Origin of the sequence: Amycolatopsis sp. NPDC051061 (assembly GCF_040682935.1) — a bacterium.
Classification (GTDB): domain Bacteria; phylum Actinomycetota; class Actinomycetes; order Mycobacteriales; family Pseudonocardiaceae; genus Amycolatopsis.
In genome coordinates this window covers 63,331-87,750 of the sequence record NZ_JBFBBZ010000007.1, presented here as the reverse complement: position 1 = coordinate 87,750, position 24,420 = coordinate 63,331, and the positions used below count along the sequence as shown (strand labels likewise).

Sequence of the window (24,420 nt, the reverse complement as noted above, 5' to 3'; positions counted from 1 at the left end):
TGCGGCAGACTGCCGGGCATGGTGATCAAGGTGATGGTGGTGGACGACCAGCAGGTCGTGCGCGAAGGCCTGGTCGCGCTGATGGGACTCCTCGACGACGTCGACGTCGTCGGCTCGGCGGCCGACGGCGCGCAGGCGCTCGCGCTGGCCGGGAAGCTCGACTGCCTCGACGTCGTGCTGATGGACCTGACCATGCCGGTCCTGAGCGGGGCCGAGGCGACCCGGCGCCTCACGCGGGAGCACCCGGACGTCGCCGTCCTGGTCCTCACGACGTATTCGGACGACGAGTCGATCGCCGGGGCGCTCGCCGCGGGGGCGAAGGGCTACCTGACGAAGGACGCGGGCCGGCACGAGATCGGCGCCGCGCTGCGGGCTGTGGTCGCCGGGCAGCTGACGTTCGGGGCGGACGTCTCGCGGCAGGTCGCCGGGGCGTTGTCCGGCGCGGTGAAACCCGCGCCGCGCAAGGAAAGCCTGCCGGACGGGCTCACCGCGCGCGAGGCCGAGGTGCTCGGGTGGATCGCCGCCGGGCTGAGCAACGGCGAGATCGCGGCCGAGCTGTTCATCGGCGAGACGACGGTGAAGACGCACATCAACAACGCGTTCGCCAAGATCGGCGCCCGCAACCGGATCGAGGCCATGCGCTACGCCGTGCGGCACGGCCTCGACCACGACTGACCGGTCACGATTTGCGGCGCTCCTCGAGGTGCTGGAGCGCCTTGCTGCCGACCTGCTTCGCCTGGTCGTACCGGCCCGCTTTCTTGAGCGCGAACACGACCACGCCGAGCAGCAGGATCAACAGGAAGATCCCGCCGCCGATCACGGCGAAACGAAGCAGCATGAAACCGAGTACTTCATCCATGGCGAATTCCCCTCCCGAGGGCGGCGCCGCTTTCGCGCGGCGCCCGACCGGAAGGAAACTAGCGCCGGTACCGGGTGGAGCAAGACCTCCGCGGGGTGGAGATCGGGGTGGAGACGCGGCCGCGGGTCACTCGGCGACCCTGGTGCGGCCGCACCAGGCGAACACCGGCACCAGGTCGCCGCCGCTGCTCGTCGCGAACTCGCCCTCGTGGGAGAAGTGCTCGTAGCCGGCGCCGTAGCTGACCTTCGCGACGTCGCCGAGGTCGCCGACCGTCCAGTCGCGGTGCTGTTCGACCAGCTCGGCCGGGCCGCCGGAAAGCGTCACTTTGATATTCGTCATGATTCATCTCCGTGGGGTCGTCTGCGCGGAGGAAAGGCGGGAATTGTGGCCTTCGTCTCTCGAAGATGCCCGACGGACATTCGCTGTGTCAAGATTTCCGGTTCTCGCGAAATGGGCTCGAATAGGGGTTGACGGCGGCCGGTAAGGGTATTCTTCTACCCCAATTCGCGGCCGAGCCGGTGAATGCGCAGCGCCAGGTGGACGTCCAACGCGCGGTCGCCCTTCTGCCAGTCTTCACCCAGCAACGCCGTGATGCGGTCCAAACGCTGGTAGAGCGTGTTCGGGTGGATCGTCAGCTCCTCGGCCGCGGTGGCCTTGCGACGGCCGCCGCGCAGGAACACCTCCGCCGTGTGGACCAGGTCCGTGCCGCGCTCTTCGTCATGGGCCAGGAGCGGCGCGAGGGTACGGGTGACGAACGCCCGGGCCTCTTCGCGCCCGGCCCGGCTCAGCAGGTAGCGGTACGGGCCGAGATCGGCCGGGGACGTGGTGAAACCGGTGCGGCCCAGCGCTTCCAGCACCCGGAGGCACGCCGACGCGTCGTCGTACGCATCGGCCAGCGCGGTCGCGCCGGTCGCCGGACCGGCGAGGCCGGTCGTGCCCAGAGACCAGGAACGGCGGTCCTCGGCGGCGGGGTCCGGGGTCCAGACGTCGACCGTCAGGTACTCCGGTCCCGGCCGCCAACCGGTGCCGACCACGGACGACAGGTCGATGCCCGGGATCTCCCGGTGCCGCTGGGGCGCGGTGGGCCGGCCTCGCGGGCGTCGCGGACGCCGTCCCAGGCGGGCGGCGGGGCCGGCTCGGCGAACCGCAGGCCGCTTTCCGGGGCGGCGGCGTAGGGGATGCCGCGGAACCGGACGCCGGTGGCGATCGGCTCGCCGCGGACTTCGCCGGCGGCGGTGCGGACGATCATGCGGGTGTCCCTTCGGCGAAGACCTTGCCGGGGTTGAGGATGTGGTGCGGGTCGAGCGCGTTCTTGACCGCGCGGTGCATCGCGAGGACGCCCGCGCCGAGCTCGCGGGCGAGGCCGGCTTGCTTGAGCAGGCCGACGCCGTGTTCGCCGGTGACCGTGCCGCCGAGGTCGAGGGCGTCGGAGATGATGTCCTCGAAGGCGGCCTGGGCGTTCTTCCGGGCGGCCTCGTCGCCGGCCGGCGTGACCAGCAGCGGGTGCAGGTTGCCGTCGCCGATGTGCGCGACGTTGGCGATGTGGACGCCGTGGCGCCGCCCCGCCGCGTCGATGCGGGCGAGCATCTCGGCCACGGCCTGCGTCGGGACGCAGACGTCCTCGGTGAGCAGCGGGCCGAGCCGTTCGAGGGCGGGGTAGGCGAGGCGGCGGGCGGCGAACAGCGCGTCGGCCTCGGCCTGATCGGTCGACTGCGCGGCCCACGTCGCGCCGGCCCGCTCGAAGCAGTCCAGGATTTCCGCGGCTTCGTGCTCGCCGAGGGCGCCGGGGGAATCGGTGCGGGCGAGCAAAACGACGTTCGCGTCGGCGCTCAGGCCCATGTTCTTCCACTGGTCGACCGCGGCGAGGCAGTGCCGGTCGACGAGCTCCAGCGCGGAGGGCAGCACTCCGCGGGCCGCGACCGCCGCGGCGGCCTGCCCGGCGGCGACGGTCGTGTCGAAGTACCCGGCGACCGTGCGCTCCGCGGCGCGGGCGGGCCGCAGGCGCACGGTGACTTCGGTGATCACGCCGAGCGTGCCCTCCGACCCGACCATCAGGCCGGTCAGGTCGTAGCCGGCGACGCCCTTGGCGGTGCGCCGGCCGAGCCGGACGAGCTCGCCGGTGCCGGTGACGACCTGCAGGCCCAGGACGTAGTCGCGGGTGACGCCGTACTTGACGCAGCAGAGGCCGCCGGCGTTGGTGGCGACGTTGCCGCCGATCGTCGACCACGGCGAGCTGGCCGGGTCCGGCGGGTACCAGAGGCCGCGTTCGGCGCAGGCGGCGCGCAGGTCGTCGTTGACCACGCCGGGCTCGACGACGGCGTACCGCTCGCGCTCGTCGATCTCCTTGATCGCGGTGAGCCGGTCGGTGACGAGCACGACGCAGCCGTCGACGGCGTTCGCCCCGCCGGAGAGGCCGGTGCCGGCCCCGCGCGTGACGAGCGGGGCCCGGCTCTTCAAGCAGGCCTTGACCACGACCTGGACCTCTTCGGCGGTGTGCGGCCGGACGACCGCGGCGGGCTGCGCGTAGGGCGCCCACTCGGCCTCGTCGTGGGCGAAGCTCGCCACGACGTCCGGGTCACGGACCAGCCGGTCCGCCGGCAGCCCGGCCGCCAGTTCGTCGATCAGCATCCGCGGGAACCTCCTCGTCACCGGGTTCCCACGCTAGGGCGGCGGCGCCGGTCCGGCCATGGGGAGAATCCCCACCGGACGCGTCCGCGGGTGTGCGTTCTACCCGGTGACCAGCGTGCCGAGCACCTCGTTGAAGGCTTCGGTCGAGCTCGGGTGCGTGTAGATCGCGTTCCGCAGCTCGGTCGCGGTGACGTTGTGCCGGATGGCGAGCGCGACGGTGTTGACGACCTCCTGCGCGTCGATGCCGAGCAGCGCCGCGCCGAGGATGAGGTCGGTGTCGGCGTCGATGATGAACTTCATGACCCCGCGCGTCTCTTCGACCGTGTAGGCCCGCGGCATGGCGACGATGTCGGCGACCTTTTCGCGCGCCACCTTGATGTTCAGGCCCTCGGCGCGGGCTTCGCGCTCGGTCAGGCCGACGGTCGCCAGCGGCGGGGTGATGAACAGCGTGTGCGGCACGGCCACCCGGTCCGTGGTGGTGCGCTTGCCTTCGCCGAGCAGCTGGTCCAGCACGATGCGGGCGTCGTCGAGGGCGACGTAGGTGAACTGCGGGCCGCCGTTGACGTCGCCGACGGCGTAGATGTGCGGCTGGCTCGTGCGCAGGTACTCGTCGACCTCGATGGCGCCGTTCGAGGTGGTCCGGACGCCGGCCGCGTCGAGCCGCAGGCCGTCGGTGACGGGACGGCGGCCCGTCGCCGGGAGGAGCGCGGAGGCCTCGACCTCGTGCGTTCCGCCGTCCTTTTCGTAGATCACTTTCGCGACGGCGCCGCTGTCTTCGACCTTTGTGATCTTCGCGCCGGTGATGATCCGGATGCCGTCGCCCTCGAGGATTTCCCGGACGGTCCCGGCGATGTCCTCGTCTTCGCGGGGCAGCAGCCGCTCCGCTCCTTCGAGGACGGTGACGTGCGTGCCGAAGTGCTGGTAGATCGACGCGAACTCGAGCCCGAGGTAGCCACCGCCGACGACGACCAGACGCTCGGGCAGCGTCGTCGCCTGCGTGAGCTCGGTGCTGCTGACCAGGTGCTTGCTACCGGCCAGGCCCGGGATCGGCGCGACGACCGGCGCGGAGCCGGTGCTGACCACGATCGTCGGCGCGGTGACGGTGATGCGGTCGTCCCCCTCGCCGACGGCGACGGTGTGCGGGTCGACGAAGCGGGCGGTGCCGGTGATGACGGTCGCGGTGTCCTTCCCGTCGAGCGACTCGAAGTTGCCCGCGCGGAAGGCACTGGTCAGGGCGCGGACGCCGGCGATGGAGTGGGCGAAGAACTCCTGCGCGTCGTCTTCGAGGCGGCGGGCGTTCGAGTAGTGGACGAGCATCTTGGTCGGCACGCAGCCGACGTTCGGGCAGGTGCCCCCGTACATGTTCTCGGACTGCTCGACCAGGACGACGCGCTTGCCGGCGTCGCCGAGCACGTGCGCGGCGGTCTTCCCGCCCTTGCCGAAGCCGATGACCAGGACGTCCGCGGTGAGTTCGGTGGTTTCCATACGGCCGAGTGTGTGCTCGCTCAGCTGATACGACCAGGCTTGCCAGTATCAGTTTTCTGCCCGAAAGTATCACCATGGACACCGTCAGCCGGTTGCTGAGCCGGGCGCAGCTCGAGGCGACGCTCGAGAAGCACTGCCTGCTCGGGGCGGGCACCCGCATGGACGTCGCCGGGTACGGCGAGCTGGAGGTGCCGTTCCACGTCCTGCTCGAGGGGGAGTGCCGGCTGCACGTCGGCCGTCAGGTGTTCGAGCTGCGGCCCGGCGACGTCGTGCTGATCCCGAGCGGGGCCGAGCACCGGGTGGTCACGGCCGGGCCGGGCGAGCGCGGCACCGTCGAGACGGGCGGGGAGGCGTTCGTCACGACGCGCAGCGAGCGCGGCGGCGACCCGGTGATCGACCTGTTCTGCGGCCACTTCACGGTCAACGCGGGGACGGGCGCGCTGCTGTTCCGGAGCCTGCCCGGCGCGGTGCACGTGTCGTTCGGCCGGTCCGCCGAGACCGACGAGGTCCTGCGGGGGCTGAGTTTTCTGATGCGGGCGGAAGCGGGCCGCGAAGGCTCCGGAACGGCGGCGATCCTTTCCGCGCTGTGCACGGTGCTGCTGGCGATGGTGCTGCGGACGGCCCGCGGCACGGCCACGGCGGACGTGCTGTGGACGGCGGTGACCGACCCGGGGATCGCCTCGGCCGTGGCCGGCGTCCTGGACGACCCGGGGGCGGACTGGACGATCGAGCGGCTCAGCCGTCAGGTGGCGATGTCCCGTGCGACGTTCCTGCGTCGGTTCGTCCGCGAGACGGGGACGACAGCGGGGGCGTTCCTCACCCGGGCCCGGATGATGGCGGCGGCCCAGCTGCTGTCCACCTCCGACGCGACGGTCGCTTCGGTCGCCGGCCGGGTCGGCTACCAGTCGGAATCCGCGTTTTCCCGCGCGTTCCGCGCCGAGCTGGGGACGACGCCCGCCCGCTTCCGTCGTGATCGACGTCGGTAAAGCCCAACCGGTGCTGCATCGTTTACGCATCGGTTGTAGGGTCGTGGGGTAGCGGTTCAGCCTGCAGCCGTCGTGCCTCGATCCCGCAGCACCCACCCGGGCTGCCGTGGGTCCGGACCGGCGTCCGGCCTCACGGTGTTTCGCCGAGGAGGCCTTCAGCGATGCTCATCCCCGCCCCGCGGACCCGCCCGTCCGCAACCTTCGAAGTGACCACGACGGCCGAAGCGAGCGTGGTGACCGCGGCCGGTGACCTCGATTTGGCCGTCACCGATCGGCTCGCGACCTTGCTGCACCGAGAAATCCTGCTGACCCCGCGGGCGTTGGTGTTCGACGCGTCGGCGGTGACGTTTTGCAGCGCCCGCGTGCTGACGATCTTGCTCGACGCGGCGGTGGCCGGGGTGCCGTTCGCGGTCGCCGGGCGGTGCCGCGCTCTGCTTCGGCCGATCACCGCGTTGGGGTTGGAACTTCAGTTGCCGGTGCACTGGAGTGCGGTGGAGGCCTTGGCCTGGTTGGAGTTGGCGCCGCAGATGCCTTAGGTTTTGGCCTTTGGCCGCGGCGCTTTGCGCCGCGGCCGGGGCAGCAGGGTCCACTCCGCTTCGGTGCAGTCGGAGGGATACCGGCGTCGCCGATGACATACCCGCCTGATCGGCAAGGAACACTGGTCCCGAGCTCCTGGTGGCTGGGGTTGGCTTCGCAACCTCCGTCCCGCCAGGAGCCCGTCTGTCTCACCGCTCACGACACCCACAACCACCACAGGTTCAGGAACAGCCTCTTCGGCTGGGCCTTCTCTTGGGTTTCGTGATCATCCTTTCGTGTGATGAACATGCGTTCGTGAGTCGGTAATCTTGGTGTGTGGACAGCGAAGCGGTGATGCGAGCGAATGCGGCGGCCCTGGCCGACCGCATCTCCGCTCTGCTCACTGTCGTGCGGTCTGCCGAGGCCGAGATCGGTGCGCTGCTTGTCGAGATCGAGTCGCGCGGGGTGATGGAACTCTTCGGATACCGTTCTGTGGCGCGGTTGTTCGAGCATCTGGCCGATGTTCCCAAGGCTGCCGCTGAGTCTGTCGTGAAGCGGGCTCGGGCTCTTACGCCCGGCCGGAACCTCGACGGCAGCCCGGTGCCTGCGGCTGCTCCCGCTACCGGCGCTGCCGCGTCGGACGGCCGGTTGAGCACGCCGATGATCGACACGATCGTCGACGCCCTGACCCAGATCCCGCCCGAGCACCGCGACGACGCCGAGCAGCACCTGCTGTCCTTCGCCTCCGAAGCCGGGCACAAGCAAGTCGCCGCTTTGGGTGCGCGGATCCTGGCCCACCTCGACCCCGACGGTGCCGAGCCGGACACGACCGAACCTGCTACTCCTTCTCGCGTGCTGTCGTTGCGTCGCAAGAGAACCGGGGTGTGGGAGCTTCAGGGTCGCTTCGACGACGAGACCGGCACGAGAGCCAGCGCCCTCCTGGATTCGCTCGCCCAGCGCCGCGCCACCGACGAAGGCCCCGACCTCCGCTCGCCGCAGGAACGCTACGGCGACGCATTCTCCGACGCGATCGACCTGGCGTTGAACTCCCCGGAGCTGCCGATGCAGGCCGGCGAACGAGCCCACGTCATGGTCGCAGTTTCGCTGGAGGACCTGAAGACGGGTGTTGGCCGGGCCATCCTCGGTGACCTGGGCACGATGTCCGCGGCCGAAGCCCGGATCCACGCCTGCGACTGCATGCTCATCCCCGCAGTCCTCGGTGGCAAGAGCGAACCCCTCGACCTCGGACGGCAACGCCGCCTGGTCCCGCCCGGACTCCGCCGCGCGTTGTACCTGCGCGACCGCGGCTGCGCCTTCCCTGGCTGTCATCGTCCACCCCGGCACTGTGAAGGTCACCACATCCGGCATTGGGCTGATGGCGGCTCCACCGAGCTGGGAAACATGGTGCTGATGTGCGCTCATCACCACCGGCTGTTGCACCGCTCCGGCTGGCAAGTCCGCATCGCCGCCGACGGCCTCCCCGAATTCCTGCCACCGGTGTTCCTGGACAAACGCCGAAAACCCAGGCGCAACAACCTGCATCAACCACTCCCCTTCGCAGCCTGACGCAAGGAGAACATGGGAAAGGCCCGCAGCCACCGGCTACGGGCCTACACCCAACATCCGTACCCAGCGACAGCCAGCGCAATCGCCTACACCCACGCTCCGGCCGCAAGAAGCACGGGCAGCCAGCCGGACTTGGAGATGCAAAAGGATCGCCGACAGTTCCAGTGAAACCGCACCATCGCAGCGCGCCCAAGTGCCGGAGCAGCCCCACCTACCCCTCCGAACACTCCACCCGGGCCCACACCAGCTTCCCGTCATCACGGCGGCTCACACCCCACTCGAGACAAAGCTGGTCCACCAGCAACAACCCCCGCCCGCCATCGTGGTCGGGCGCCCGCATCTTCGGCTCTCCGTCGCCCGCGTCCGCCACCGCCACCTCGCACGTGTCGTGGCTCTGGCGAATTCGCAGCTGCCGCGGCCCTCCGCCGTGGACGTACGCGTTCTCCAGCAGCTCGCCGACCACGATCAGGGTGTCGATCAGGTCCGTCTCGCGCAGCCTGTCCAGCTTGGTCTCCGCCCACCTGCGGGCGGCCGTCAGGCCCGTCCGATCAATTCCGGCGACGTCCAGTACCTGCCACTCCGTCTGGTCGGCTTCACTCCAGCTCACGCGCACGGTGCGACTCCTCCCGCCGCCGCGCTTCCCCACGAACGCGGCACCGTCCGGTATCGCTTACCCGGATCGGGCGCGTTTACGCGCGGCGTTAGGGGGCCTTTAGGGGTCGTTGGCCCGCGCTTCCGCTGGCTAGCTTGGCCGGGAGGTGCCTCCGACACGGGAAGGGCGGTGGGACGACATGGTCGCCCACGTGGACAACACCGACGAGAGCTGGTTCCGCCGGTTCGCGGCGTCACCCGAGGCCAAAGCGCGGCTCGTCTGCCTGCCGCACGCCGGCGGGTCGGCTCCCTTCTACTTCCCGGTCGCCAAGGGGCTCGCGCCGGACGTCGAGGTACTGGCCGTCCAGTATCCGGGGCGGCAGGACCGGCGGCACGAACCCTTCCTGACCAGCATCGACGCCATGGCCGACCGGGTTGCCGACCTGCTGCGGAACCACGCCGACCGGCCGCTCGCGCTGTTCGGGCACAGCATGGGCGCCATGGTCGCCTACGAGACCGCCCGGCGGCTCGAGCGGGCCGGGACGGAAGTCGCCGCGCTGTTCGTCTCCGGGCGGCGTGCTCCCTCGCGGGTGCGGGACGAGAGCGTGCACACCCGGACCGATGACGGCGTCATCGCCGAACTGCGGCGGCTGAGCGGCACCGAGGCGGACCTGCTCGGCGACGACGAAGTCGTCCGCATGATCCTGCCGGTCGTGCGCAACGACTACCGGGCCGTCGAGACCTACCGGTACGTCCCGGGCGACCCCCTGACCGCGCCGATCGTCGCTTTCACCGGCACCGACGACCCGATGGCCACCGTCGACGAGGTCGCCTCCTGGGCCGATCACACCGCCGGTGGCTTCGAGCTGGTCGAGCTGGCCGGTGGGCACTTCTTCCTCACCCGCCACCAAGGCGTCATCCTGCGCAGGTTGGCCGCCGAGCTGGGAGGCGTCCGTGTCTGAGGCGTTCGTGTCCGAAGCACCCGCCGCGTTCGCCAACCGGCTCACCGAACTGCGGGAGATCAAGGACGCCGCGCGCCGCGGGCCCGACGACGCCGCGACGCAGCGCCAGCACGACCGCGGCAAGCTGACCGCGCACGAACGGATCGAGCTGCTGCTCGACCCGGGCTCGTTCACCGAGCTCGAAGCGCTGCGCCGGCACCGGGCCACCGGGTTCGGCCTCGAACAGCGCCGCCCGCACTCCGACGGCGTCGTCTGCGGCTGGGGCACGGTCGACGGCCGGACGGTCTTCGTCTACGCCCACGACTTCCGGATCTTCGGCGGCGCGCTCGGCGAGGCGCACGCGCAGAAGATCCACAAGGTGATGGACCTCGCCGAGGCCGCGGGCGCGCCGCTGGTTTCGCTCAACGACGGCGCCGGGGCCCGGATCCAGGAAGGTGTCACGGCACTCGCCGGCTACGGCGGCATCTTCCGCCGCAACACCCGGTGCTCCGGGGTCATCCCGCAGATCTCCGTCATGCTCGGCCCGTGCGCGGGCGGCGCGGCGTACTCGCCCGCGTTGACCGACTTCGTGTTCATGGTCCGCGAAACCTCGCAGATGTTCATCACCGGGCCCGACGTCGTCCAGGCGGTGACGGGCGAGGAGATCACGCAGAACGGCCTCGGCGGCGCCGACGTGCACGCGGAGACCTCCGGCGTCGCCGCGTTCGCCTACGACGACGAGGCCACCTGCCTGGCCGACGTCCGGTACCTGCTTTCCCTGCTGCCGGCCAACAACAACGAGGCCCCGCCGCACGTGCCGGCCGCCGACCCGCCCGGCCGCCGCACCGATCGGCTGCTCGACGTCGTGCCCACCGACCCGGCCCGCGCCTACGACATCTGCGACGTCCTCGCGGAGATCGTCGACGACGGCGAGTTCCTGCAGGTGCACGCCGGCTGGGCGGCCAACGTCGTGTGCGCGCTCGCCCGCCTGGACGGCCACGTCGTCGGCATCGTCGCGAACCAGCCCGCCGTCCTCGCCGGGGTGCTCGACATCGAGGCGAGCGAGAAGGCCGCCCGGTTCGTGCAGACTTGCGACGCGTTCAACATCCCGCTCGTGACGCTGGTGGACGTCCCCGGCTTCCTGCCCGGCGTCGACCAGGAGCACGGCGGGATCATCCGGCACGGCGCGAAGCTGCTCTACGCCTACTGCAACGCCACTGTGCCGCGGGTGCAGGTGATCCTGCGCAAAGCCTACGGCGGCGCGTACATCGTGATGGACTCGCGGTCGATCGGCACCGACGTCTCGCTGGCGTGGCCGACGAACGAGATCGCCGTGATGGGCGCCGAGGGCGCCGCGAACGTGATCTTCCGCCGCGAGATCAAGGCGGCCGACGACCCGGAAACCGTGCGGGCGCTGAAGATCAAGGAGTACCGCACCGAGCTGATGCACCCGTACTACGCGGCCGAGCGCGGCCTCGTGGACGACGTGATCGAGCCGGGCGAGACGCGCGAGCTGCTGATCCGCTCGCTCGCGATGCTGCGCACCAAGCACGCCGACATCCCGGCGCGCAAGCACGGGAACCCGCCGGTCTGATGGCCGGCCCGGTGGTGCACGTCCTGCGCGGCGCACCCGACGACACCGAGCTGGCGGCGCTGATCGCGGTCTTGGCCGCGGTCGGCGCCGAACCGGCCGAGCCCGAGCCGCCGGCGCCTGCGCGGCCACGACGACAGCCCCGGTACCAGCCGGCGACAAGCTGGCGTACCCGCCGCTGAGCGCGAGTGGTCGTGAGGGGGAAACAGGAGTGAGAACACTGTTTCCCACTCACGACCTCAAGTGCGTACGGCGGTACTGTCCAAATAGGTCAGCACCGCGCGGATGCGGCGGTTCTCGTCCCGGCTGGCCTCCAGGCCGAGCTTCGCGAAGATGTTGCCGATGTGGTTCTCCACGGCTCCCTGGGTGATCACCAGGGCCTTCGCGATGGCGGCGTTCGACAGGCCCTGCGCCATCACCCCCAGCACCTCCGTTTCGCGGGCGGTGAGGGCGTCGAGCGGGTCGCGGCGGCTGCGGGCGAGCATCTGGGCGATGACGTCGGGGTCGATCGCGGAGCCGCCGCCGGCCACGCGCCGGACGGCCTCGAGGAAGTCGGCGACGTCGGCGACCCGTTCCTTCAGCAGGTAGCCGACCCCGGACGTGCCCTCCGCGAGCAGGTCCACGGCGTAGCTGCCCTCCACGTACTGCGACACCACCAGCACCGGCAGGCCCGGGATCTCCTTGCGCGCGGCCAGTGCCGCGCGCAGGCCCTCGTCCGTGAACGTCGGGGGCATCCGCACGTCCGCGATGACCAGGTCCGGCCGGTGCTCGCGGATGGCGACGAGCAGGTCGTCACCGTTGGAGACGGCGGCCGCGGTCTCGATGCCGACGTCGGCGAGCAGGCTCTGCACGCCGGCGCGCAGCAGCACGGAGTCTTCGGCGATCACCACACGCATTTCGCAGCTCCTGAGTACTCGGGCGAGTTCACCAGCGGACGGGAAGGTCGGCACGCACCACCGTGGGTCCGCCGACCGGGCTGACCACGGTGAGCACGCCGTCCATGGTGGCGGCCCGGTCGGTGAGGCCGGACAGCCCGCCGCCGGGACGCACGGACGCGCCGCCGTGGCCGTTGTCGATGATCTCCACGACCACGGTGTCGTCGTCGCGGGTCACGCGCACCGACGCGCGGTCCGCGCCCGCGTGCTTGGCGATGTTGGTGAGGGTTTCGCTGACGATGAAGTACGTCGTGGTCTCGACGGGCGCGGGTGGGCGGGGTTCCACCGCCACCTCGACGTCCACGTGGATCGGCATTCGTGCGGTCAGTGCGGACAGCGCCGCGTCCAGGCCGCGGTCCTGCAGCACCGGCGAGTAGATGCCGCGGGCGAGGTCGCGCAGTTCGGACACGGCGAGTTTCGCGTCGGCGTGGGCCGCGCCGATCAGGTCGCGCACCGCGGCGGAATCATCGGTGTCGAGCTTCAGCTGCGCCCGGCCCAGGCTCATCGCGACGGCCACCAGCCGCTGCTGCGCGCCGTCGTGCAGGTCGCGTTCGATGCGCTTGCGCTCGGCCTCCACGGCGTCGACGCCGCGGGCACGCGAGTCCTTCAGCTGCCGGGTGCGGGCCTCCAGCTGCGCCGTCCGGTTCGGCCCGAGCATCGACAGCGTCAACGCACCGTGCAGCGCCCCGATCCGCGGCGCCACGAAGATGCCGAACGGCGGCACGGCCACGGACACGATCCCGGCCACGAATTCGACGATGCCCAGCGGGAGCGCGAGCAGCGCGTAGATCAGCTCGCGCCACAAGATCGGGTCCACGAGCCGGGTCTGCCACGTCTGCAGCAGCCCGGCGCGGCGGGGCAGCCGGCGGGGCGTCGGGATGTCGACGCCGAGCATGGTGCGCACCCAGCCGCGCTCCAGATCGGCCAGGCCGCGCACCAGCGAGGTGGCGGTGATCAGGATCGGGATGCCGATCCACAGCATGGTGGTCGCGATGCCGAGCACGGTCAGGGTGAGCACGAGCACGAACGCGACGATCCGGAGCGGGAAGCTCGAGATGAGGAAGCCGATGGTGCGGACGACGCGAGGTCGCTGCGTCACGGGCATCGGGCGATCCGCTCGAGTTCCGGCACGAGGTCGTCCAGCGTCGGAGTGGCCAGCATCTCGTCTCGGACCTCGAGCGCGCAGTCGCGGAAGGACGGTTCGTCCAGCAACCGCTCCAGTTCACTTCGGACGGTGTGCGGAGTGACGTCCTCGAGTTCCACCAGCACGCCGTTGCCGCGCTTCACCTGCGCGACCGCGGACACCCGCTCGCTCCACGTGGTGCCCGGGATCACGAGCTGGGGGACGCCGTTGACCACCGCGTTGCCGATCGTCGCGCCACCGCCCTGGTGCACGATGGCCGAGCAGCTCGCGAGCAGTTCGTTCATCGGCACGAAGTCCACCGCGCGCACGTTGTCCGGGATCTTGTCCACCGACGCGAGCTGCTCCGCGTTGAGCGTCGCGATCACTTCGACGTCGAGGTCGGATAGGCCGTCGAGCAGCGCGGAGACCGAGGCCTCCTCCGCGCCGAGCGTTTGCCGGTTGGAGATGCCCAGGGTCAGCAGCACGCGCGGGCGCGCCGGGGGTTCGACCACCCAGCGCGGCAGCGCCATCGGCTTGTTCAAGGGCACGAACCGCGCCGGGAGGTAGTCGACGTCGACGCCGTCGTACCGGAGGTAGGACGGGTGGCAGTCGATGGTCTTGACGCCGTAGCGCAAGTTCTCGTCGTACTCCGCGCCGAAGCGGCCCACCTCGGCCGACATCCACTCCACGAACGGGTCCGGGCCGGTGTCCTCGGGCCGGCTCGCGCGGAGGTCCCGGTACTGCGCGCCGATGCGCGCCGTCTGGTCCGCCGCGTACATCATCCGCAGGTGCGGGACGCCGACCGCCTGCGCGACGATCGGCGCGGCGTAGAGCAGCGGGTCCCACACGACGAGGTCCGGCCGCCACTGCCGGGCGAACCGGACGAGCTCGTTGAGCAGCGGTTCCGGCGTGTTCCAGCGGAAGACGTCGACCCAGCCGTCGTAGACGGTCCGCACGTACTCCTCGGTGTAGCGCTCCGGACGGCTTTCGGAGAGCTGGTGCTCGCCGTGCGTGGTGTCGTCGCCGTCGATGCTGAGCCGCCGGTGGTGGGCGATGTCGAGGTCTTCGCCGAACCACATCGCGTCGAGGCCGGTCTCGACGAACGGCTGGACCTCACGCGGATTGCGCTGGCCGACGAACCGCACCTCGTGCCCGGCGGCGCCCAGCGCCCAGCCGACCGGGGCCATGCTGTAGACGTGCGTCCTCGTCGGGAAGACCATCAACATGACGCGCACAACACACACTCCGATGCCGGGGCCGGGAACTATTGCTGCCTCTAAAGAAAGGTAACGGCGGTGCGCCGTCCGGCCGACCCGGCAAAACGGCGGTAGGGGTCCGGAACCCCTGTTCCGGCCGGGAAACCTTCCCGCGGGCACGCCGGTGCGGTAGTGAGTTCAGTGGCACTTAGATCGGCTTTAGATGCCCCTTAGGGGCTGGTGACTGCGCTCCCGCGACGGCTAGACATGAAGGTGGTTCCGGCCGCGCAGAAGCCGGACGCGAGGGAACGGACGAGGTGAATGAGCATGGCCGTGGCACCCATCACGAAAGGCTGGGTTCCCTTCGGCGGGTACCGCACCTGGTACCGGGTCACCGGCGTCGCCGGCGGAGAGCTGCCTGCCGTCGTCGTGGTGCACGGCGGGCCGGGGAGCACGCACGACTACCTGCTGAACCTCTGCTCGCTGGCCGAGCACGGGTACCCGGTGGTGCACTACGACCAGCTGGGCAGCGGCGGTTCGACGCGGCTGCCGGGCCAGGACGCGGGCTTCTGGACCCCCGAGCTGTTCGGTGACGAGCTGGACAACCTGGTGCAGCATCTGGGCATCGAGGACAACTACGTCCTCTTCGGACAGTCGTGGGGCGGCCTGGTCGTCGCGCGGCACGCCGCGCAGCGCCCGGACGGCCTGCGGGGGCTGGTGATCGCCGACTCGCCGGCGTCGTACCCGCTGTGGCGCCAGGAGATGGACGTGCTGCGCGCGCAGCTCCCGCCCGGTGTGGATGCCGCGCTGCGGGCGCACGAAGCCGACGGCACGACCGACGCGCCGGAGTACTTCGAGCTGATGCGCGCGTTCTACGACCGGCACGTCTGCCGCGTGCTGCCGTGGCCCGCCGACTACCTGGCCTCGTTCATGGAGATGGCCGACGACAACACCGTCTACGCGTCGATGAACGGCCCGAGCGAGTTCACGGTCACCGGCACGCTCAAGGACTACTCGGTGGTCGACTGCCTCGACGACATCGAAGCGCCGACCCTGCTCGTGACCGGGCGCCACGACGAAGCCACGCCCGTGACGGTCCAGCCGTACTTCGACCGGATCCACGACGTGCGCTGGGAGATCTTCGAAGACTCCAGCCACGTCCCGCACCTCGAGGAGCCGGACCGGTTCCGCGAAGTCCTGCTGGGTTTCCTGCAGGACGTCCACCCCACCGCGCCCGGACACCGGGCCGGCGCACGAGAGGTCGTCAGCCATGGATGAGGCACCCCGGCCGGGGTCGGCGGTCGTCTTCCCCGGAATGAGCCCGTGCCGCTTCGCCGACTTCGGCAAGTTCCTGCTCATCAATCCCCTCGCCCGCCGGCTGATCGGGGAGGCGAACGACCGGCTGGGCTACTCGCTGATCGACCGCTTCCGCGAAACCGAAGGCGACTACTCCGAGTACGCCCAGGTCGGCTTCATGCTCACCTGTGTCGCCCTGGCCGAATGGGCCGAGCAGGAACACGGGATGAGCCCCGACTGCTGCACCGGGCCGAGCTTCGGCGAGAAGCCGGCCAGCGTCTACTCCGGCTCGCTCACCTTTCCGGACGCGGTGTGGATGACCGCGGAACTCGCCCGCTGCCTCGCCGAGTTCTTCGCGACCGAGTACACCGACGTGGTGACGCACTCGTTCGTCCGCACCCCGGAGGAGAAGCTCACGGACGCGCTGTCCGAGCTGGACGACCGGGGCGAGTGGTCCGACATCTCGTGCTACATCGATCACGACTTCTTCATGGTTTCCCTGCGTGAGCGCAACCTCGACTGGCTCAAGCAGACGGTGCGGAGCATGGGCGGGCTCTCCCTCTACACGATGCGCCCGCCGTTGCACTCGCAGGCGTTCGGCGCGCTGCGCCGCAAGGCGGAGGACGAGGTGATCGGCGGTCTGACCTTCCACGACCCGCTGCTGCCGATCGTGGCCGACCAGGACGGCGCGATCCTCCGCACCGGCGAGCAGGTCCGCACGATGCTGCTCGACAGCATCGTGAAACCGCTGCGCTGGCCGGACGTCGTGGCGTCGCTGGCCGGGCTCGGGGTGCGCAAGCTCTGGGTCGCGGGGCCGGACACGCTGTTCGGGCGCGTCCGCGTCACCACGAGCCGGTTCGAGGTGGTCACGGTGAACCCGCGCATGGCCCTGCAACCCCGCCGCCGGGGCGCAGGACCCTCGCGCGTCAGCTAGCGGGCTGCAGGGCGGCCAGCGTGGTCCACAGCCGGCCGGGGTTCTCGAACGTCTCCAGGTTCAGGGCGTCGTCCTCGAACCGCACGTTGTAGCTCTGCTCCAGCACGGAGAGCAGCTCCACGGTGGCGAGCGAGTCCAGCCCGTACTCCCGCAGCGGCGTCTCGGCGGTCAACGCCTCCTCGGCGGGCAGGAACGGGAGGTACGAGCGCAGCGTCTCGTCGAAAGTGCTGTCCCACATGGCTACTCCGGATCGCTAGGTTGGGATCTACCGAGAGGAAACCGACCGCCCGGTTCGGTTTTGGACTCTACCGCGCGTCGCCGTCCCGGATCGACGCATCGGCACCCCTATTTCACGCGGAGGACGGACGATGGACACGAGTCTCACCGGCGGGCCGCAGGCGCGGTTCCTGCGCGGCCTCGAACGCTCCGGCGGCGGCGTGGCCGTCGACGTGGGTGACCAGGCGCTCACCTACGAACGGCTGCACGAGCTGGCGCTGCTGTGGGGCGGGGCGCTGGCCGAGGCCGGCGCCCGCACCGTAGGGGTGCTGGCGGGCAAGGGGGTCACGGCGTACGCGGGGATCCTGGCCGGGCTGTACGCCGGCGCGACGATCGTCCCGCTGCGGCCGGACTTCCCGGCGGCGCGGACCGCCCAGATGGTCGAGGCCGCCGGCATCGACGTCATCGTCGCCGACGAACGCGGTCTCATCGTGGCACCGGACGGCGTCCCCGTGCTCGCTCCGGAGTGCGGTGACCGGCCGCGGGCTTCGCAGGCTCTGTCCGCGCCGGTGTCCACGCCCGCGTCGGACACCGCGTATGTCCTGTTCACGTCGGGCTCGACCGGGCGGCCGAAGGGCGTGCGGATCGGCCGTGCGGCGCTCGACCACTACTTCGGCCTGCTCGATTCCCGCTACGACTTCACCCCGGACGACGTCTTCTCGCAGACGTTCGACCTGAACTTCGACTGCGCGATGTTCGACCTGTTCTGCGCGTGGGGCGCGGGCGCGCCGGCGGTCGTGCTGCCGGGCGGGGCGTACCGGAACCTGCCGCGGTTCGCGGCCGAGCGCGGGCTCACCGTGTGGTTCTCCACGCCGAGCGCGATCGACCTCGTCCGGCGCACCGGCGGCCTGACGCCGGGCGCGCTGCCCGGGCTGCGGTGGAGCTTCTTCGCGGGCGAGGCGTTGACCGTCCGCGACACGGCCGACTGGCGCGCCGCGGCGTCGTCGTCGATCGTGGAGAACCTGTACGGGCCCACTGAACTGACGGTGACGGTGTCGGGGTACCGCTGGGACGACGTCGAGACCCCCCGCGTCGCGGTGAACGGCGTCGTGCCGATCGGCGAGGTGCACGCGGGCCACGACCACGTCCTGCTGGGCCCGGGCGACGTCCCGGACCCCGACGAGGGCGAGTTGTGCATCGCGGGGCCGCAGATGACCCCGGGCTACCTCGACCCGGCCGACGAGCGGGGCCGGTTCCTGGACCGCGACGGAAAGCGCTTCTACCGCACGGGTGACCGCTGCCGCCGTCTCGACGACGGCCTGGCCTACCTCGGCCGGCTGGATTCCCAGGTGCAGGTGCTGGGCTGGCGCATCGAGCTGACGGAGGTCGAGCACGCCCTGCGCGACTGCGGCATCCAGGACGCGGTGGTGCTGGGGGTGGCCGGGGAGGCGGGGACCGAGCTGTTCGTCTTCTACACGGGCGGGGAACGGCCGGTGCTGGAGATGGTGCGCGCGTTGCGGGCGGTGCTGCCGGAGGGCGTGATCCCGCGCCACTACCGGCACGTCGAGGAGTTCCCGCTGAACTCCAACCGCAAGATCGACCGCAAGACCCTGGCCGCCCGCGCGGCCGACCTCCTGGCGCCCACCCCCGTCGCCTGAGACCGAGAGCCGTGAAGGCCTCCTTACCGGCCACAAGAGCCGGCAAGGAGGCCTTCACGGCGTTTCCACGCGCCTCGGCCGGCGGGGGGGTTAGGGGCCGTTAGGGGTGTGGATCAGCAGGTCGGCGCGGTTAGCTTTCGAAACGTCTCCAGGTGTGTGTCTTCCACGCCGGCACGGTGATCCTTCGAGTCCTTACGGAGTGGCAGTCGTGAACGATTCCTTGGTCCATTCTCTGCTCGACGCCGCGACGGCCGACGCGGCCGGGGCGTCGGCCGTCCGCGACCGCGCCGGTGCGTGGACCTACGCGGAGCTCGACGCGTGGAGCCACGCCGTCGCCGCGGTGCTCGCGCGCCGCGGGGTCGGGCACGCCGACCGCGTGGTCGTGCAGCTGCCCACCGATCGGGCGCTCGTCGCGCTCTTCTACGGAACTTCGCGCCGCGGTGCGGTGTTCGTGCCGATCAACCCGGCCATGAAGAAGTTCCACTTCGACTCCGTCGTGGCCAACGCCGAACCCGTGCTCGTGCTCACCCCCGAGGAGTTCGGTCCCTTGTGGACCGAGGTCGAGGAAGCGTACGGAGAGCGAGCGGAAGCCGTCGAGGTGAGCGAGGACGACATCGCCGTCCTCGTCTACACCTCCGGCAGCACCGCCGCGCCGAAGGGCGTGATCGGCCCGCACCGCCAGGTCACCTTCGCCACCGGCGCCATCCAGGCGGTCCTCGGCTACCGCCGCGACGACGTCGTGTTCTGCCGGTTCCCGATGTCCTGGGACTACGGCCTCTACAAGGTGCTGCTGGCCACGCTCGGCCGCAGCGAGATCGTGCTCGCCGACGCCGAGTCGGACCTGCGGCTGCTGCAGCGGATGCGGGAGGTCGGCGCCACCGTCGTGCCGATCGTCCCGTCGCTGGCCACCATGATCGCCACGCTCGCCGGGCGCGACACCGAACCGGCCGCACCGGTGCGGCTGTTCACCAACACCGGTGCCGCTCTGCCCGACGCCACCATCGCCCAGCTGCGCGCGGCCTTCCCCGGTGCCAAGGTCGTCCGCCAGTTCGGGCAGACCGAGTGCAAGCGGATCACGATCATGCCGCCGGGCGAGGACACCGAGCGCCCCGGTTCGTCCGGGCTGCCGCTGCCGGGCACGTCCGTGCTGATCCTCGCCGCCGACGGGACCGAGCTGCCGGCCGGGGACATCGGCGAGATCGTCGCCGCCGGGCCGCACGTGATGCCCGGCTACTGGCGGGCGCCCGAGATCTCCGCCCGCGCCTTCCGCCGCGACGAGACGACCGGCGAGCTGCGCCTGCACACCGGCGACTACGGCCGCCTCGACGCCGACGGCTACCTCTACTTCGAAGGCCGCCGCGACGACATGTTCAAGCGCAAGGGCATCCGGATGTCCACTTTGGAAATCGAAGCCGCGGCGATGGACATCCCCGGCGTCCGCGCGGCGGGCGCGATCCCGCCGAGCGACGCGCGGGACCTCGCCATCTGCGTCGAGACCGATCTGCCGCCCACGACCGTGCTGCGCGAGCTGGCCAAACGGCTGGAGCCGCAGAAAGTCCCGTCGCTGTGCCACGTCGTCGAAGAGTTCCCGCTGACGGCGCACGGCAAGAACGCCACGAAGGAACTCGCCCTGCTCGTGGAAGGGGCCCGCAAATGAGCATCGACATCGCCGGTGAGTACGGCACACCCACCTACGTCTACGACCTCGACGTCGTCGCCGAGTCGCGCGACCAGCTCTTCGGCCTGCTGCCCGAAGGCTTCCAGCTGTTCTACGCGTTGAAGTCCAACCCCCATCCCGAAATCGCCCGCGAGCTGCGTCGCGGTGGCTGCCGCGCGGAGATCAGCTCCACCGGCGAGCTGGCCAACGCGCTGCAGGCGGGGTTCGACCCGGCCGGGATCCTCTACACCGGACCCGGCAAGACGGACGCGGAACTCGAGCACGCGATCGCCACGGGCGTCCGGCTGTTTTCCGTCGAGTCGCTGACCGACCTGCAGCACGTCGGGGCCGCCGCGGAGAAGCACGGCGTCACGGCGTCCGCGCTGCTGCGTGTGAACACCACTGCGAGCAGCGGCGGGACCGGCATCCGGATGATGGGCCGCCCGTCGCAGTTCGGCATCGACGCCGAGACGCTGCCCGAGATCATGCCCGCGCTCAAGGCGGTGCCGGGTGCCCGGGTCGTGGGCGCGCACTTCTTCACCATGAGCAACGCCCAGGACGAGGACGCCCTGCTGGGGGAGTACGAGTTCGTGCTCACCTCGGCCGCGAAGCTGCGCGACGAAGTCGGGCTGCCTCTGGAGATCCTCGACATCGGCGGCGGGTTCTCCTCGCCGTACGCGGTGCCCGGCCCGCGCACCGACTACCCGAAGCTGCGCGCGGGGCTCGAGACGCTGCTCGACCTGCACCTGCCCGAGTGGCGCGACGGCGGGATCGAGCTGGCCTGCGAGTCGGGCCGCTACCTGTCCGGCAGCTGCGGTTCGCTGCTGGCCGGCGTGGTGAACGTCAAGGACAGCCGCGGCAGCCGGTTCGTCGTCCTCGACGCCGGGATCAACGTCGTCGGCGGGCTGTCCGGGATCGGCAGGCTGCTGCCCGCGGCCGTCGGCATCGAAGAAACCGGCGACGCGACCGGCAGCCTGGTCGGTCCACTGTGTACTCCCGGCGACTCGCTCGCCAAGGCGGCGAAGCTGCCCGAGCTGGCGTCCGGTGACGTCGTCACCGTGCCCAACGTCGGGGCCTACGGCGTCACCGCGAGCCTGATCAGCTTCCTCGGCCGGCCCGCGCCGACCGAAGTCGTGGTGCGCGGCGGCGAGGTCGTCTCGGTGTCGCGACTGGACTACCAGCGCGTCTACGAGGTTTCGCCATGACGGAAGAACTGCACTCCTACGCCGGCGGGGTCGTGACCGAGCCGTCCCGGCGGACGGTGATCGTCAGCAGCATGGCCTCGGATTCGCACACGTGGAACCTGGTCTACCTCGAGCTGCTCGTCGGCGAACTCGGCTTCGACGTGCTGAACCTCGGCGCGTGCGTGCCCGACGAGCTGCTGGAGTCGGAGTGCCTGAGCCGTCGCCCGTCGATGCTCGTGCTGAGCAGCGTCAACGGCCACGGCCACCAGGACGGCCTGCGCGTGATCCGGCGGCTGCGCGCCTTCCCCGAGCTGCGCGCGATGCCGGTGGTGATCGGCGGCAAGCTCGGCGTCGGCGGGGCGCTGACCGCGGAGGAGACCGCGCAGCTGCTGCTCGCCGGGTTCGACGCGGTGTTCGACGACCAGCAGGGCGCGGCGTCGTTCCGCCGGTTCGCCGCGACGCTGGCCGCCGGCGCGGCTCAGGTGGAGGCGTGAGCCCCGCCGACGTGCTCCTTCCCGCGGAGGCGGCATGAGCTTCGAAGAGTTCGTCGCGCGACGGCACGCCGCCGGCGAGCTCGTCGTGCAGCCCCGCATGGGTTTCGCGGACCCGGGCGTCATGCGCGCCGGGCTGGCCGCGACCAAATCCGCGGCCGCCGCGACCGTCGGCACCGTCACCCTCGACAGCTACACCCGCGTCTGCGACACCGAGTCCGTGGCGCACGCGCTGCGCAACGGGATCGCCCTCAACGGCTACCCGATCGTCAACCACCCGGCCGAGGTCACGCGCGCGATGCTCGAGGGCCTCGAAGGCCCGGAGTTCCCGGTGCAGGTGCGGCACGGTTCGGCGCGGCCCGCGGACATCTTCCGGGCCATGATCGCCGCCGGCCTGCACGCCACCGAGGGCGGCCCGGTGTCCTACTGCCTGCCCTACAGCCGGACCCCGCTTGACGAGTCCGTGCGCAACTGGGCGCACTGCTGCGACCTGCTGCTGGACGCCGAGCACCCGGGCGGCCGCCCGCACCTGGAGACGTTCGGCGGCTGCATGATGGGCCAGCTCTGCCCGCCGAGCGAGCTGGTGGCGCTGTCCGTGCTGGAGGCGTTGTTCTTCTACCGCAAGGGCGTGCGCAGCATTTCGGTGAGCTACGCCCAGCAGACGAGCATGGCGCAGGACCAGGAGGCGGTTTCCGCGTTGCGCAGGCTGTGCGCCGAGCTGCTCCCCGAGGCCACCTGGCACGTCGTGATCTACGCCTACATGGGCCTGTTCCCGCGCACGTCGGAAGGCGCGCGGGGCCTGCTCGGGACGGCGGCCGAGCTGGCCGTGAGCACCGGGTCGGAACGGCTGATCGTCAAGACCACCGCCGAGGCCCATCGGATCCCGACCGTCGCCGAGAACGTCGCGGCGCTGGAGCACGCCGGCGCGGCGGCGAGGGTGGTCACCGAAAAGGTCGTCGTGGACGCCGACAACCAGGTCTACCGCGAGGCTCACGCGCTCGTCGACGCCGTGCTGAACAGCCACGCCGACCTCGGCCGCGCGATCGTGGTCGCGTTCAAGCGCGGCCTGCTCGACGTCCCGTACTGCCTGCACCCGGACAACGCCGGGCAGGCACGCAGCTACCTCGACCCGGCGGGCCGGCTCGGCTGGTCGGAGCTCGGGTCGCTGCCGCTGCACCACGTGGTGGAGAGCCGCCACGTGGACCGGATCACCTCGTCGACGCTGATGTCGGCGCTTTCCCACGTCCAGAACGCCTACGACGCCGAGGCGCTGGAACAACCGATGAGAGCGATTGGGGGCGAGTCGTGACGAGTTCACGCCGGACAGTCCGTGCGTATCCGTTCGACATGCACGAGATCTCCGTTTCCGAGCAGTACCACACCCTGCAGCGCGAAGAGCCGATGAGCCGGGTGCAGATGCCCTTCGGCGAACCGGCTTGGCTGGCGACGAAGTACGCCGACGTCAAGCTGGTGACGACCGACCCGCGGTTCAGCCGGGAGCTCGCGCAGGGCCTCGACCAGCCGCGGATGCGCCGTCAGCAGATGGGCGACGGCATCATGGGGATGGACCCGCCGGACCACTCCCGCCTGCGCCGCCTGGTGAGCAAGGCGTTCACCGCGCGCCGTCTCGAGCAGATGCGCGACGGCGTGAAGGAGCTGGTGAACAGCCTGCTCGACGACATGCAGGCGCACGGTGACAGCGCCGATCTCGTCGAGGAGCTCGCGCGGCCGCTGCCGGTCACCGTGATCTGCGACCTGCTCGGGGTGCCGAAGGAAGACCACAAGATCTTCAGCGAGTGGACGCAGGCCCTGGTCAGCGACGCGACGGCGAAGGGCGATGTGCTCGACGTCTACGGCGACAAGCTGGACAACTACGTGGCCGGGCTGGTGGCCCAGCGGCGTGAGGAGCCGACCGACGACCTGCTCGGCGCGCTCGTCTACGCCCGCGACGCCGGCGACAAGCTGACCGAGAACGAGCTGATCGCGATCGCCGGCGCGGGCCTGCTCACCGGTGGGGTGGAGACGGTTTCCACGGCGCTGCCCAGCTTCGTCTTCACGTTGCTGACGCAGCCCGAGCTGCTGACCCAGCTGCGGGCGAACCCGGACCTGATGCCGACGGCGATCGAGGAGCTGCTGCGGTACGTGCCGATCAACACCGCGGCGATGTTCGCGCGGTACGCCACCGAGGACATCCGCTTCGGCGACGTCGTGGTGCGCGCGGGCGATCCGGTGCTGCCGGCGCTGCACGCGGCCAACCGCGACCCGGAGGTGTTCGCCGACCCGGACCGCATCGACCTCACGCGCAGCCCCAACCCGCACGTGGCGTTCGGGCACGGCCCGCACCACTGCATCGGCGCGCAGCTGGCGCGGCTGGAGTTGCAGGAAGCGATGAAGGCGATTCTCGCGCGGTTCCCGGACCTGCGGTTCGCGGACGGGCGCGAGGGCGTGAAGTGGGAGTACGGCGTGATCGTGCGCGGGCCTTCGCAGCTGCGCATCGCGTGGTGACTTCGCGCCCCTAGAAGCGTTTTCAGGGGATCCGGCGGCTCTGTGTGCCGACCTACGATCGA

Annotated in this window: 27 protein-coding genes; 15 read left to right on the top strand and 12 right to left on the bottom strand. The window is 70.8% G+C overall.

What is annotated here, in order from left to right; translation table 11 throughout:
- The first annotated feature begins 18 nt into the window (after window positions 1–18).
- Window positions 19–675, top strand: a complete 657-nt coding sequence (locus AB0N03_RS11630; RefSeq protein ID WP_364369113.1) for a response regulator transcription factor — start codon at window positions 19–21, stop codon at window positions 673–675.
- Between the two features lie 4 nt (window positions 676–679).
- On the opposite strand, the gene AB0N03_RS11625 is transcribed toward AB0N03_RS11630, so the two are convergent.
- The 6 genes from AB0N03_RS11625 to AB0N03_RS11600 all read right to left on the bottom strand — a co-directional run bounded on the left by AB0N03_RS11625 (window position 680) and on the right by AB0N03_RS11600 (window position 4,972).
- Window positions 680–859: a hypothetical protein gene (locus tag AB0N03_RS11625; protein ID WP_364369111.1), complete on the bottom strand. Its 180-nt coding sequence runs from the start codon at window positions 857–859 to the stop codon at window positions 680–682.
- A gap of 126 nt (window positions 860–985) precedes the next feature.
- Complete coding sequence (locus AB0N03_RS11620) at window positions 986–1,198, bottom strand: DUF5988 family protein (RefSeq protein WP_364369108.1); 213 nt, start codon at window positions 1,196–1,198, stop codon at window positions 986–988.
- A gap of 155 nt (window positions 1,199–1,353) precedes the next feature.
- Window positions 1,354–1,893, bottom strand: coding sequence for a helix-turn-helix domain-containing protein (locus AB0N03_RS11615; protein WP_364369105.1), 540 nt, complete (start codon window positions 1,891–1,893; stop codon window positions 1,354–1,356).
- The gene (locus AB0N03_RS11610; protein WP_364369102.1) at window positions 1,854–2,108 is read right to left on the bottom strand and encodes a carboxylesterase family protein; all 255 of its coding nucleotides are present in this window, start codon (window positions 2,106–2,108) and stop codon (window positions 1,854–1,856) included. The genes AB0N03_RS11615 and AB0N03_RS11610 overlap by 40 nt, the downstream gene beginning before the upstream one ends.
- Window positions 2,105–3,487 (bottom strand): FAD-linked oxidase C-terminal domain-containing protein, encoded by a 1,383-nt coding sequence (locus AB0N03_RS11605; protein WP_364369100.1) that lies wholly within the window; start codon window positions 3,485–3,487, stop codon window positions 2,105–2,107. Before AB0N03_RS11605 ends, AB0N03_RS11610 begins: the two co-directional genes overlap by 4 nt.
- A gap of 99 nt (window positions 3,488–3,586) precedes the next feature.
- Window positions 3,587–4,972, bottom strand: coding sequence for an FAD-dependent oxidoreductase (locus tag AB0N03_RS11600; RefSeq protein ID WP_364369098.1), 1,386 nt, complete (start codon window positions 4,970–4,972; stop codon window positions 3,587–3,589).
- A 74-nt stretch (window positions 4,973–5,046) separates the two neighbouring features.
- Between AB0N03_RS11600 and AB0N03_RS11595 the strand changes: the two genes are divergently transcribed.
- The gene (locus AB0N03_RS11595; protein WP_364369095.1) at window positions 5,047–5,958 is read left to right on the top strand and encodes an AraC family transcriptional regulator; all 912 of its coding nucleotides are present in this window, start codon (window positions 5,047–5,049) and stop codon (window positions 5,956–5,958) included.
- A 161-nt stretch (window positions 5,959–6,119) separates the two neighbouring features.
- Window positions 6,120–6,494 carry an STAS domain-containing protein gene (locus tag AB0N03_RS11590; RefSeq protein ID WP_364369092.1) on the top strand — a complete coding sequence of 125 codons (375 nt, stop codon included), beginning with the start codon at window positions 6,120–6,122 and terminating at the stop codon, window positions 6,492–6,494.
- 196 nt (window positions 6,495–6,690) lie between these two features.
- Here AB0N03_RS11590 and AB0N03_RS11585 read toward each other — a convergent pair whose 3' ends face one another.
- Window positions 6,691–6,987: a hypothetical protein gene (locus AB0N03_RS11585; RefSeq protein ID WP_364369666.1), complete on the bottom strand. Its 297-nt coding sequence runs from the start codon at window positions 6,985–6,987 to the stop codon at window positions 6,691–6,693.
- On the opposite strand from AB0N03_RS11585, the gene AB0N03_RS11580 reads away from it, so the two are divergent.
- Entirely contained in the window at window positions 6,883–8,040 is a 1,158-nt protein-coding gene (locus AB0N03_RS11580) for a DUF222 domain-containing protein (protein ID WP_364369635.1), read from the top strand. The two genes, AB0N03_RS11585 and AB0N03_RS11580, sit on opposite strands and share 105 nt — an antisense overlap.
- Window positions 8,041–8,251: 211 nt before the next feature.
- Here the strand turns inward: AB0N03_RS11580 and AB0N03_RS11575 are convergent, their stop codons facing one another.
- The gene (locus AB0N03_RS11575; protein WP_364369089.1) at window positions 8,252–8,647 is read right to left on the bottom strand and encodes an ATP-binding protein; all 396 of its coding nucleotides are present in this window, start codon (window positions 8,645–8,647) and stop codon (window positions 8,252–8,254) included.
- A gap of 151 nt (window positions 8,648–8,798) precedes the next feature.
- Here AB0N03_RS11575 and AB0N03_RS11570 point away from each other — a divergent pair, with 151 nt between their 5' ends.
- The 3 genes from AB0N03_RS11570 to AB0N03_RS11560 are packed head-to-tail and all read left to right on the top strand — an operon-like array spanning window position 8,799 to window position 11,345.
- A complete protein-coding gene (locus tag AB0N03_RS11570) occupies window positions 8,799–9,593 on the top strand; it encodes an alpha/beta fold hydrolase (RefSeq protein ID WP_364369086.1) in 795 nt (264 codons plus the stop codon).
- A gap of 49 nt (window positions 9,594–9,642) precedes the next feature.
- A complete protein-coding gene (locus AB0N03_RS11565) occupies window positions 9,643–11,166 on the top strand; it encodes an acyl-CoA carboxylase subunit beta (protein WP_364369632.1) in 1,524 nt (507 codons plus the stop codon).
- Window positions 11,166–11,345, top strand: coding sequence for an acyl-CoA carboxylase epsilon subunit (locus AB0N03_RS11560; protein ID WP_364369084.1), 180 nt, complete (start codon window positions 11,166–11,168; stop codon window positions 11,343–11,345). The genes AB0N03_RS11565 and AB0N03_RS11560 overlap by 1 nt, the downstream gene beginning before the upstream one ends.
- A 57-nt stretch (window positions 11,346–11,402) precedes the next feature.
- On the opposite strand, the gene AB0N03_RS11555 is transcribed toward AB0N03_RS11560, so the two are convergent.
- From AB0N03_RS11555 to AB0N03_RS11545, 3 genes are read right to left on the bottom strand one after another with little or no spacing between them, the layout of a single operon-like run.
- Window positions 11,403–12,059 (bottom strand): response regulator transcription factor, encoded by a 657-nt coding sequence (locus tag AB0N03_RS11555; RefSeq protein ID WP_364369081.1) that lies wholly within the window; start codon window positions 12,057–12,059, stop codon window positions 11,403–11,405.
- Window positions 12,060–12,087: 28 nt separating this feature from the next.
- Entirely contained in the window at window positions 12,088–13,203 is a 1,116-nt protein-coding gene (locus AB0N03_RS11550) for a sensor domain-containing protein (protein ID WP_364369079.1), read from the bottom strand.
- Entirely contained in the window at window positions 13,194–14,447 is a 1,254-nt protein-coding gene (locus AB0N03_RS11545; protein ID WP_364369076.1) for a nucleotide disphospho-sugar-binding domain-containing protein, read from the bottom strand. The genes AB0N03_RS11550 and AB0N03_RS11545 overlap by 10 nt, the downstream gene beginning before the upstream one ends.
- Window positions 14,448–14,744: 297 nt before the next feature.
- On the opposite strand from AB0N03_RS11545, the gene AB0N03_RS11540 reads away from it, so the two are divergent.
- Both AB0N03_RS11540 and AB0N03_RS11535 read left to right on the top strand, forming a co-directional pair.
- Window positions 14,745–15,695: a proline iminopeptidase-family hydrolase gene (locus tag AB0N03_RS11540; protein ID WP_364369073.1), complete on the top strand. Its 951-nt coding sequence runs from the start codon at window positions 14,745–14,747 to the stop codon at window positions 15,693–15,695.
- Entirely contained in the window at window positions 15,688–16,647 is a 960-nt protein-coding gene (locus AB0N03_RS11535; protein ID WP_364369070.1) for an ACP S-malonyltransferase, read from the top strand. The genes AB0N03_RS11540 and AB0N03_RS11535 overlap by 8 nt, the downstream gene beginning before the upstream one ends.
- On the opposite strand, the gene AB0N03_RS11530 is transcribed toward AB0N03_RS11535, so the two are convergent.
- Complete coding sequence (locus AB0N03_RS11530; RefSeq protein ID WP_284750721.1) at window positions 16,640–16,885, bottom strand: phosphopantetheine-binding protein; 246 nt, start codon at window positions 16,883–16,885, stop codon at window positions 16,640–16,642. The genes AB0N03_RS11535 and AB0N03_RS11530 overlap by 8 nt on opposite strands.
- 130 nt (window positions 16,886–17,015) lie before the next feature.
- Here AB0N03_RS11530 and AB0N03_RS11525 point away from each other — a divergent pair, with 130 nt between their 5' ends.
- From AB0N03_RS11525 to AB0N03_RS11500, 6 genes are all read left to right on the top strand, one after another.
- On the top strand, window positions 17,016–18,521 hold the full coding sequence (locus AB0N03_RS11525) for an AMP-binding protein (RefSeq protein WP_364369067.1): 1,506 nt from the start codon (window positions 17,016–17,018) through the stop codon (window positions 18,519–18,521).
- Window positions 18,522–18,729: 208 nt separating this feature from the next.
- Entirely contained in the window at window positions 18,730–20,178 is a 1,449-nt protein-coding gene (locus tag AB0N03_RS11520; protein WP_364369064.1) for an AMP-binding protein, read from the top strand.
- Complete coding sequence (locus AB0N03_RS11515; RefSeq protein ID WP_364369061.1) at window positions 20,175–21,383, top strand: type III PLP-dependent enzyme; 1,209 nt, start codon at window positions 20,175–20,177, stop codon at window positions 21,381–21,383. Before AB0N03_RS11520 ends, AB0N03_RS11515 begins: the two co-directional genes overlap by 4 nt.
- Window positions 21,380–21,856 (top strand): cobalamin-dependent protein, encoded by a 477-nt coding sequence (locus AB0N03_RS11510; protein ID WP_364369058.1) that lies wholly within the window; start codon window positions 21,380–21,382, stop codon window positions 21,854–21,856. The genes AB0N03_RS11515 and AB0N03_RS11510 overlap by 4 nt, the downstream gene beginning before the upstream one ends.
- A gap of 34 nt (window positions 21,857–21,890) precedes the next feature.
- The gene (locus AB0N03_RS11505; RefSeq protein ID WP_364369055.1) at window positions 21,891–23,162 is read left to right on the top strand and encodes a methylaspartate mutase; all 1,272 of its coding nucleotides are present in this window, start codon (window positions 21,891–21,893) and stop codon (window positions 23,160–23,162) included.
- A 38-nt stretch (window positions 23,163–23,200) separates the two neighbouring features.
- On the top strand, window positions 23,201–24,358 hold the full coding sequence (locus AB0N03_RS11500; protein ID WP_364369052.1) for a cytochrome P450: 1,158 nt from the start codon (window positions 23,201–23,203) through the stop codon (window positions 24,356–24,358).
- Window positions 24,359–24,420: the final 62 nt, after the last annotated feature.

Excerpts from the sequence above, each read along its gene's own strand:
- AB0N03_RS11620 (WP_364369108.1), bottom strand. The coding sequence starts at position 1,198 with ATGACGAATATCAAAGTGACGCTTTCCGGCGGCCCGGCCGAGCTGGTC.
- AB0N03_RS11585 (WP_364369666.1), bottom strand. The coding sequence starts at position 6,987 with ATGCTCGAACAACCGCGCCACAGAACGGTATCCGAAGAGTTCCATCAC.
- AB0N03_RS11595 (WP_364369095.1), top strand. The coding sequence starts at position 5,047 with ATGGACACCGTCAGCCGGTTGCTGAGCCGGGCGCAGCTCGAGGCGACG.
- AB0N03_RS11540 (WP_364369073.1), top strand. The coding sequence starts at position 14,745 with ATGGCCGTGGCACCCATCACGAAAGGCTGGGTTCCCTTCGGCGGGTAC.
- AB0N03_RS11610 (WP_364369102.1), bottom strand. The coding sequence starts at position 2,108 with ATGATCGTCCGCACCGCCGCCGGCGAAGTCCGCGGCGAGCCGATCGCC.
- AB0N03_RS11525 (WP_364369067.1), top strand. The coding sequence starts at position 17,016 with ATGGACACGAGTCTCACCGGCGGGCCGCAGGCGCGGTTCCTGCGCGGC.
- AB0N03_RS11630 (WP_364369113.1), top strand. The coding sequence starts at position 19 with ATGGTGATCAAGGTGATGGTGGTGGACGACCAGCAGGTCGTGCGCGAA.
- AB0N03_RS11535 (WP_364369070.1), top strand. The coding sequence starts at position 15,688 with ATGGATGAGGCACCCCGGCCGGGGTCGGCGGTCGTCTTCCCCGGAATG.
- AB0N03_RS11560 (WP_364369084.1), top strand. The coding sequence starts at position 11,166 with ATGGCCGGCCCGGTGGTGCACGTCCTGCGCGGCGCACCCGACGACACC.
- AB0N03_RS11605 (WP_364369100.1), bottom strand. The coding sequence starts at position 3,487 with ATGCTGATCGACGAACTGGCGGCCGGGCTGCCGGCGGACCGGCTGGTC.
- AB0N03_RS11625 (WP_364369111.1), bottom strand. The coding sequence starts at position 859 with ATGGATGAAGTACTCGGTTTCATGCTGCTTCGTTTCGCCGTGATCGGC.
- AB0N03_RS11515 (WP_364369061.1), top strand. The coding sequence starts at position 20,175 with ATGAGCATCGACATCGCCGGTGAGTACGGCACACCCACCTACGTCTAC.
- AB0N03_RS11600 (WP_364369098.1), bottom strand. The coding sequence starts at position 4,972 with ATGGAAACCACCGAACTCACCGCGGACGTCCTGGTCATCGGCTTCGGC.
- AB0N03_RS11505 (WP_364369055.1), top strand. The coding sequence starts at position 21,891 with ATGAGCTTCGAAGAGTTCGTCGCGCGACGGCACGCCGCCGGCGAGCTC.
- AB0N03_RS11555 (WP_364369081.1), bottom strand. The coding sequence starts at position 12,059 with ATGCGTGTGGTGATCGCCGAAGACTCCGTGCTGCTGCGCGCCGGCGTG.
- AB0N03_RS11590 (WP_364369092.1), top strand. The coding sequence starts at position 6,120 with ATGCTCATCCCCGCCCCGCGGACCCGCCCGTCCGCAACCTTCGAAGTG.
- AB0N03_RS11550 (WP_364369079.1), bottom strand. The coding sequence starts at position 13,203 with ATGCCCGTGACGCAGCGACCTCGCGTCGTCCGCACCATCGGCTTCCTC.
- AB0N03_RS11530 (WP_284750721.1), bottom strand. The coding sequence starts at position 16,885 with ATGTGGGACAGCACTTTCGACGAGACGCTGCGCTCGTACCTCCCGTTC.
- AB0N03_RS11510 (WP_364369058.1), top strand. The coding sequence starts at position 21,380 with ATGACGGAAGAACTGCACTCCTACGCCGGCGGGGTCGTGACCGAGCCG.
- AB0N03_RS11500 (WP_364369052.1), top strand. The coding sequence starts at position 23,201 with ATGCACGAGATCTCCGTTTCCGAGCAGTACCACACCCTGCAGCGCGAA.
- AB0N03_RS11545 (WP_364369076.1), bottom strand. The coding sequence starts at position 14,447 with ATGTTGATGGTCTTCCCGACGAGGACGCACGTCTACAGCATGGCCCCG.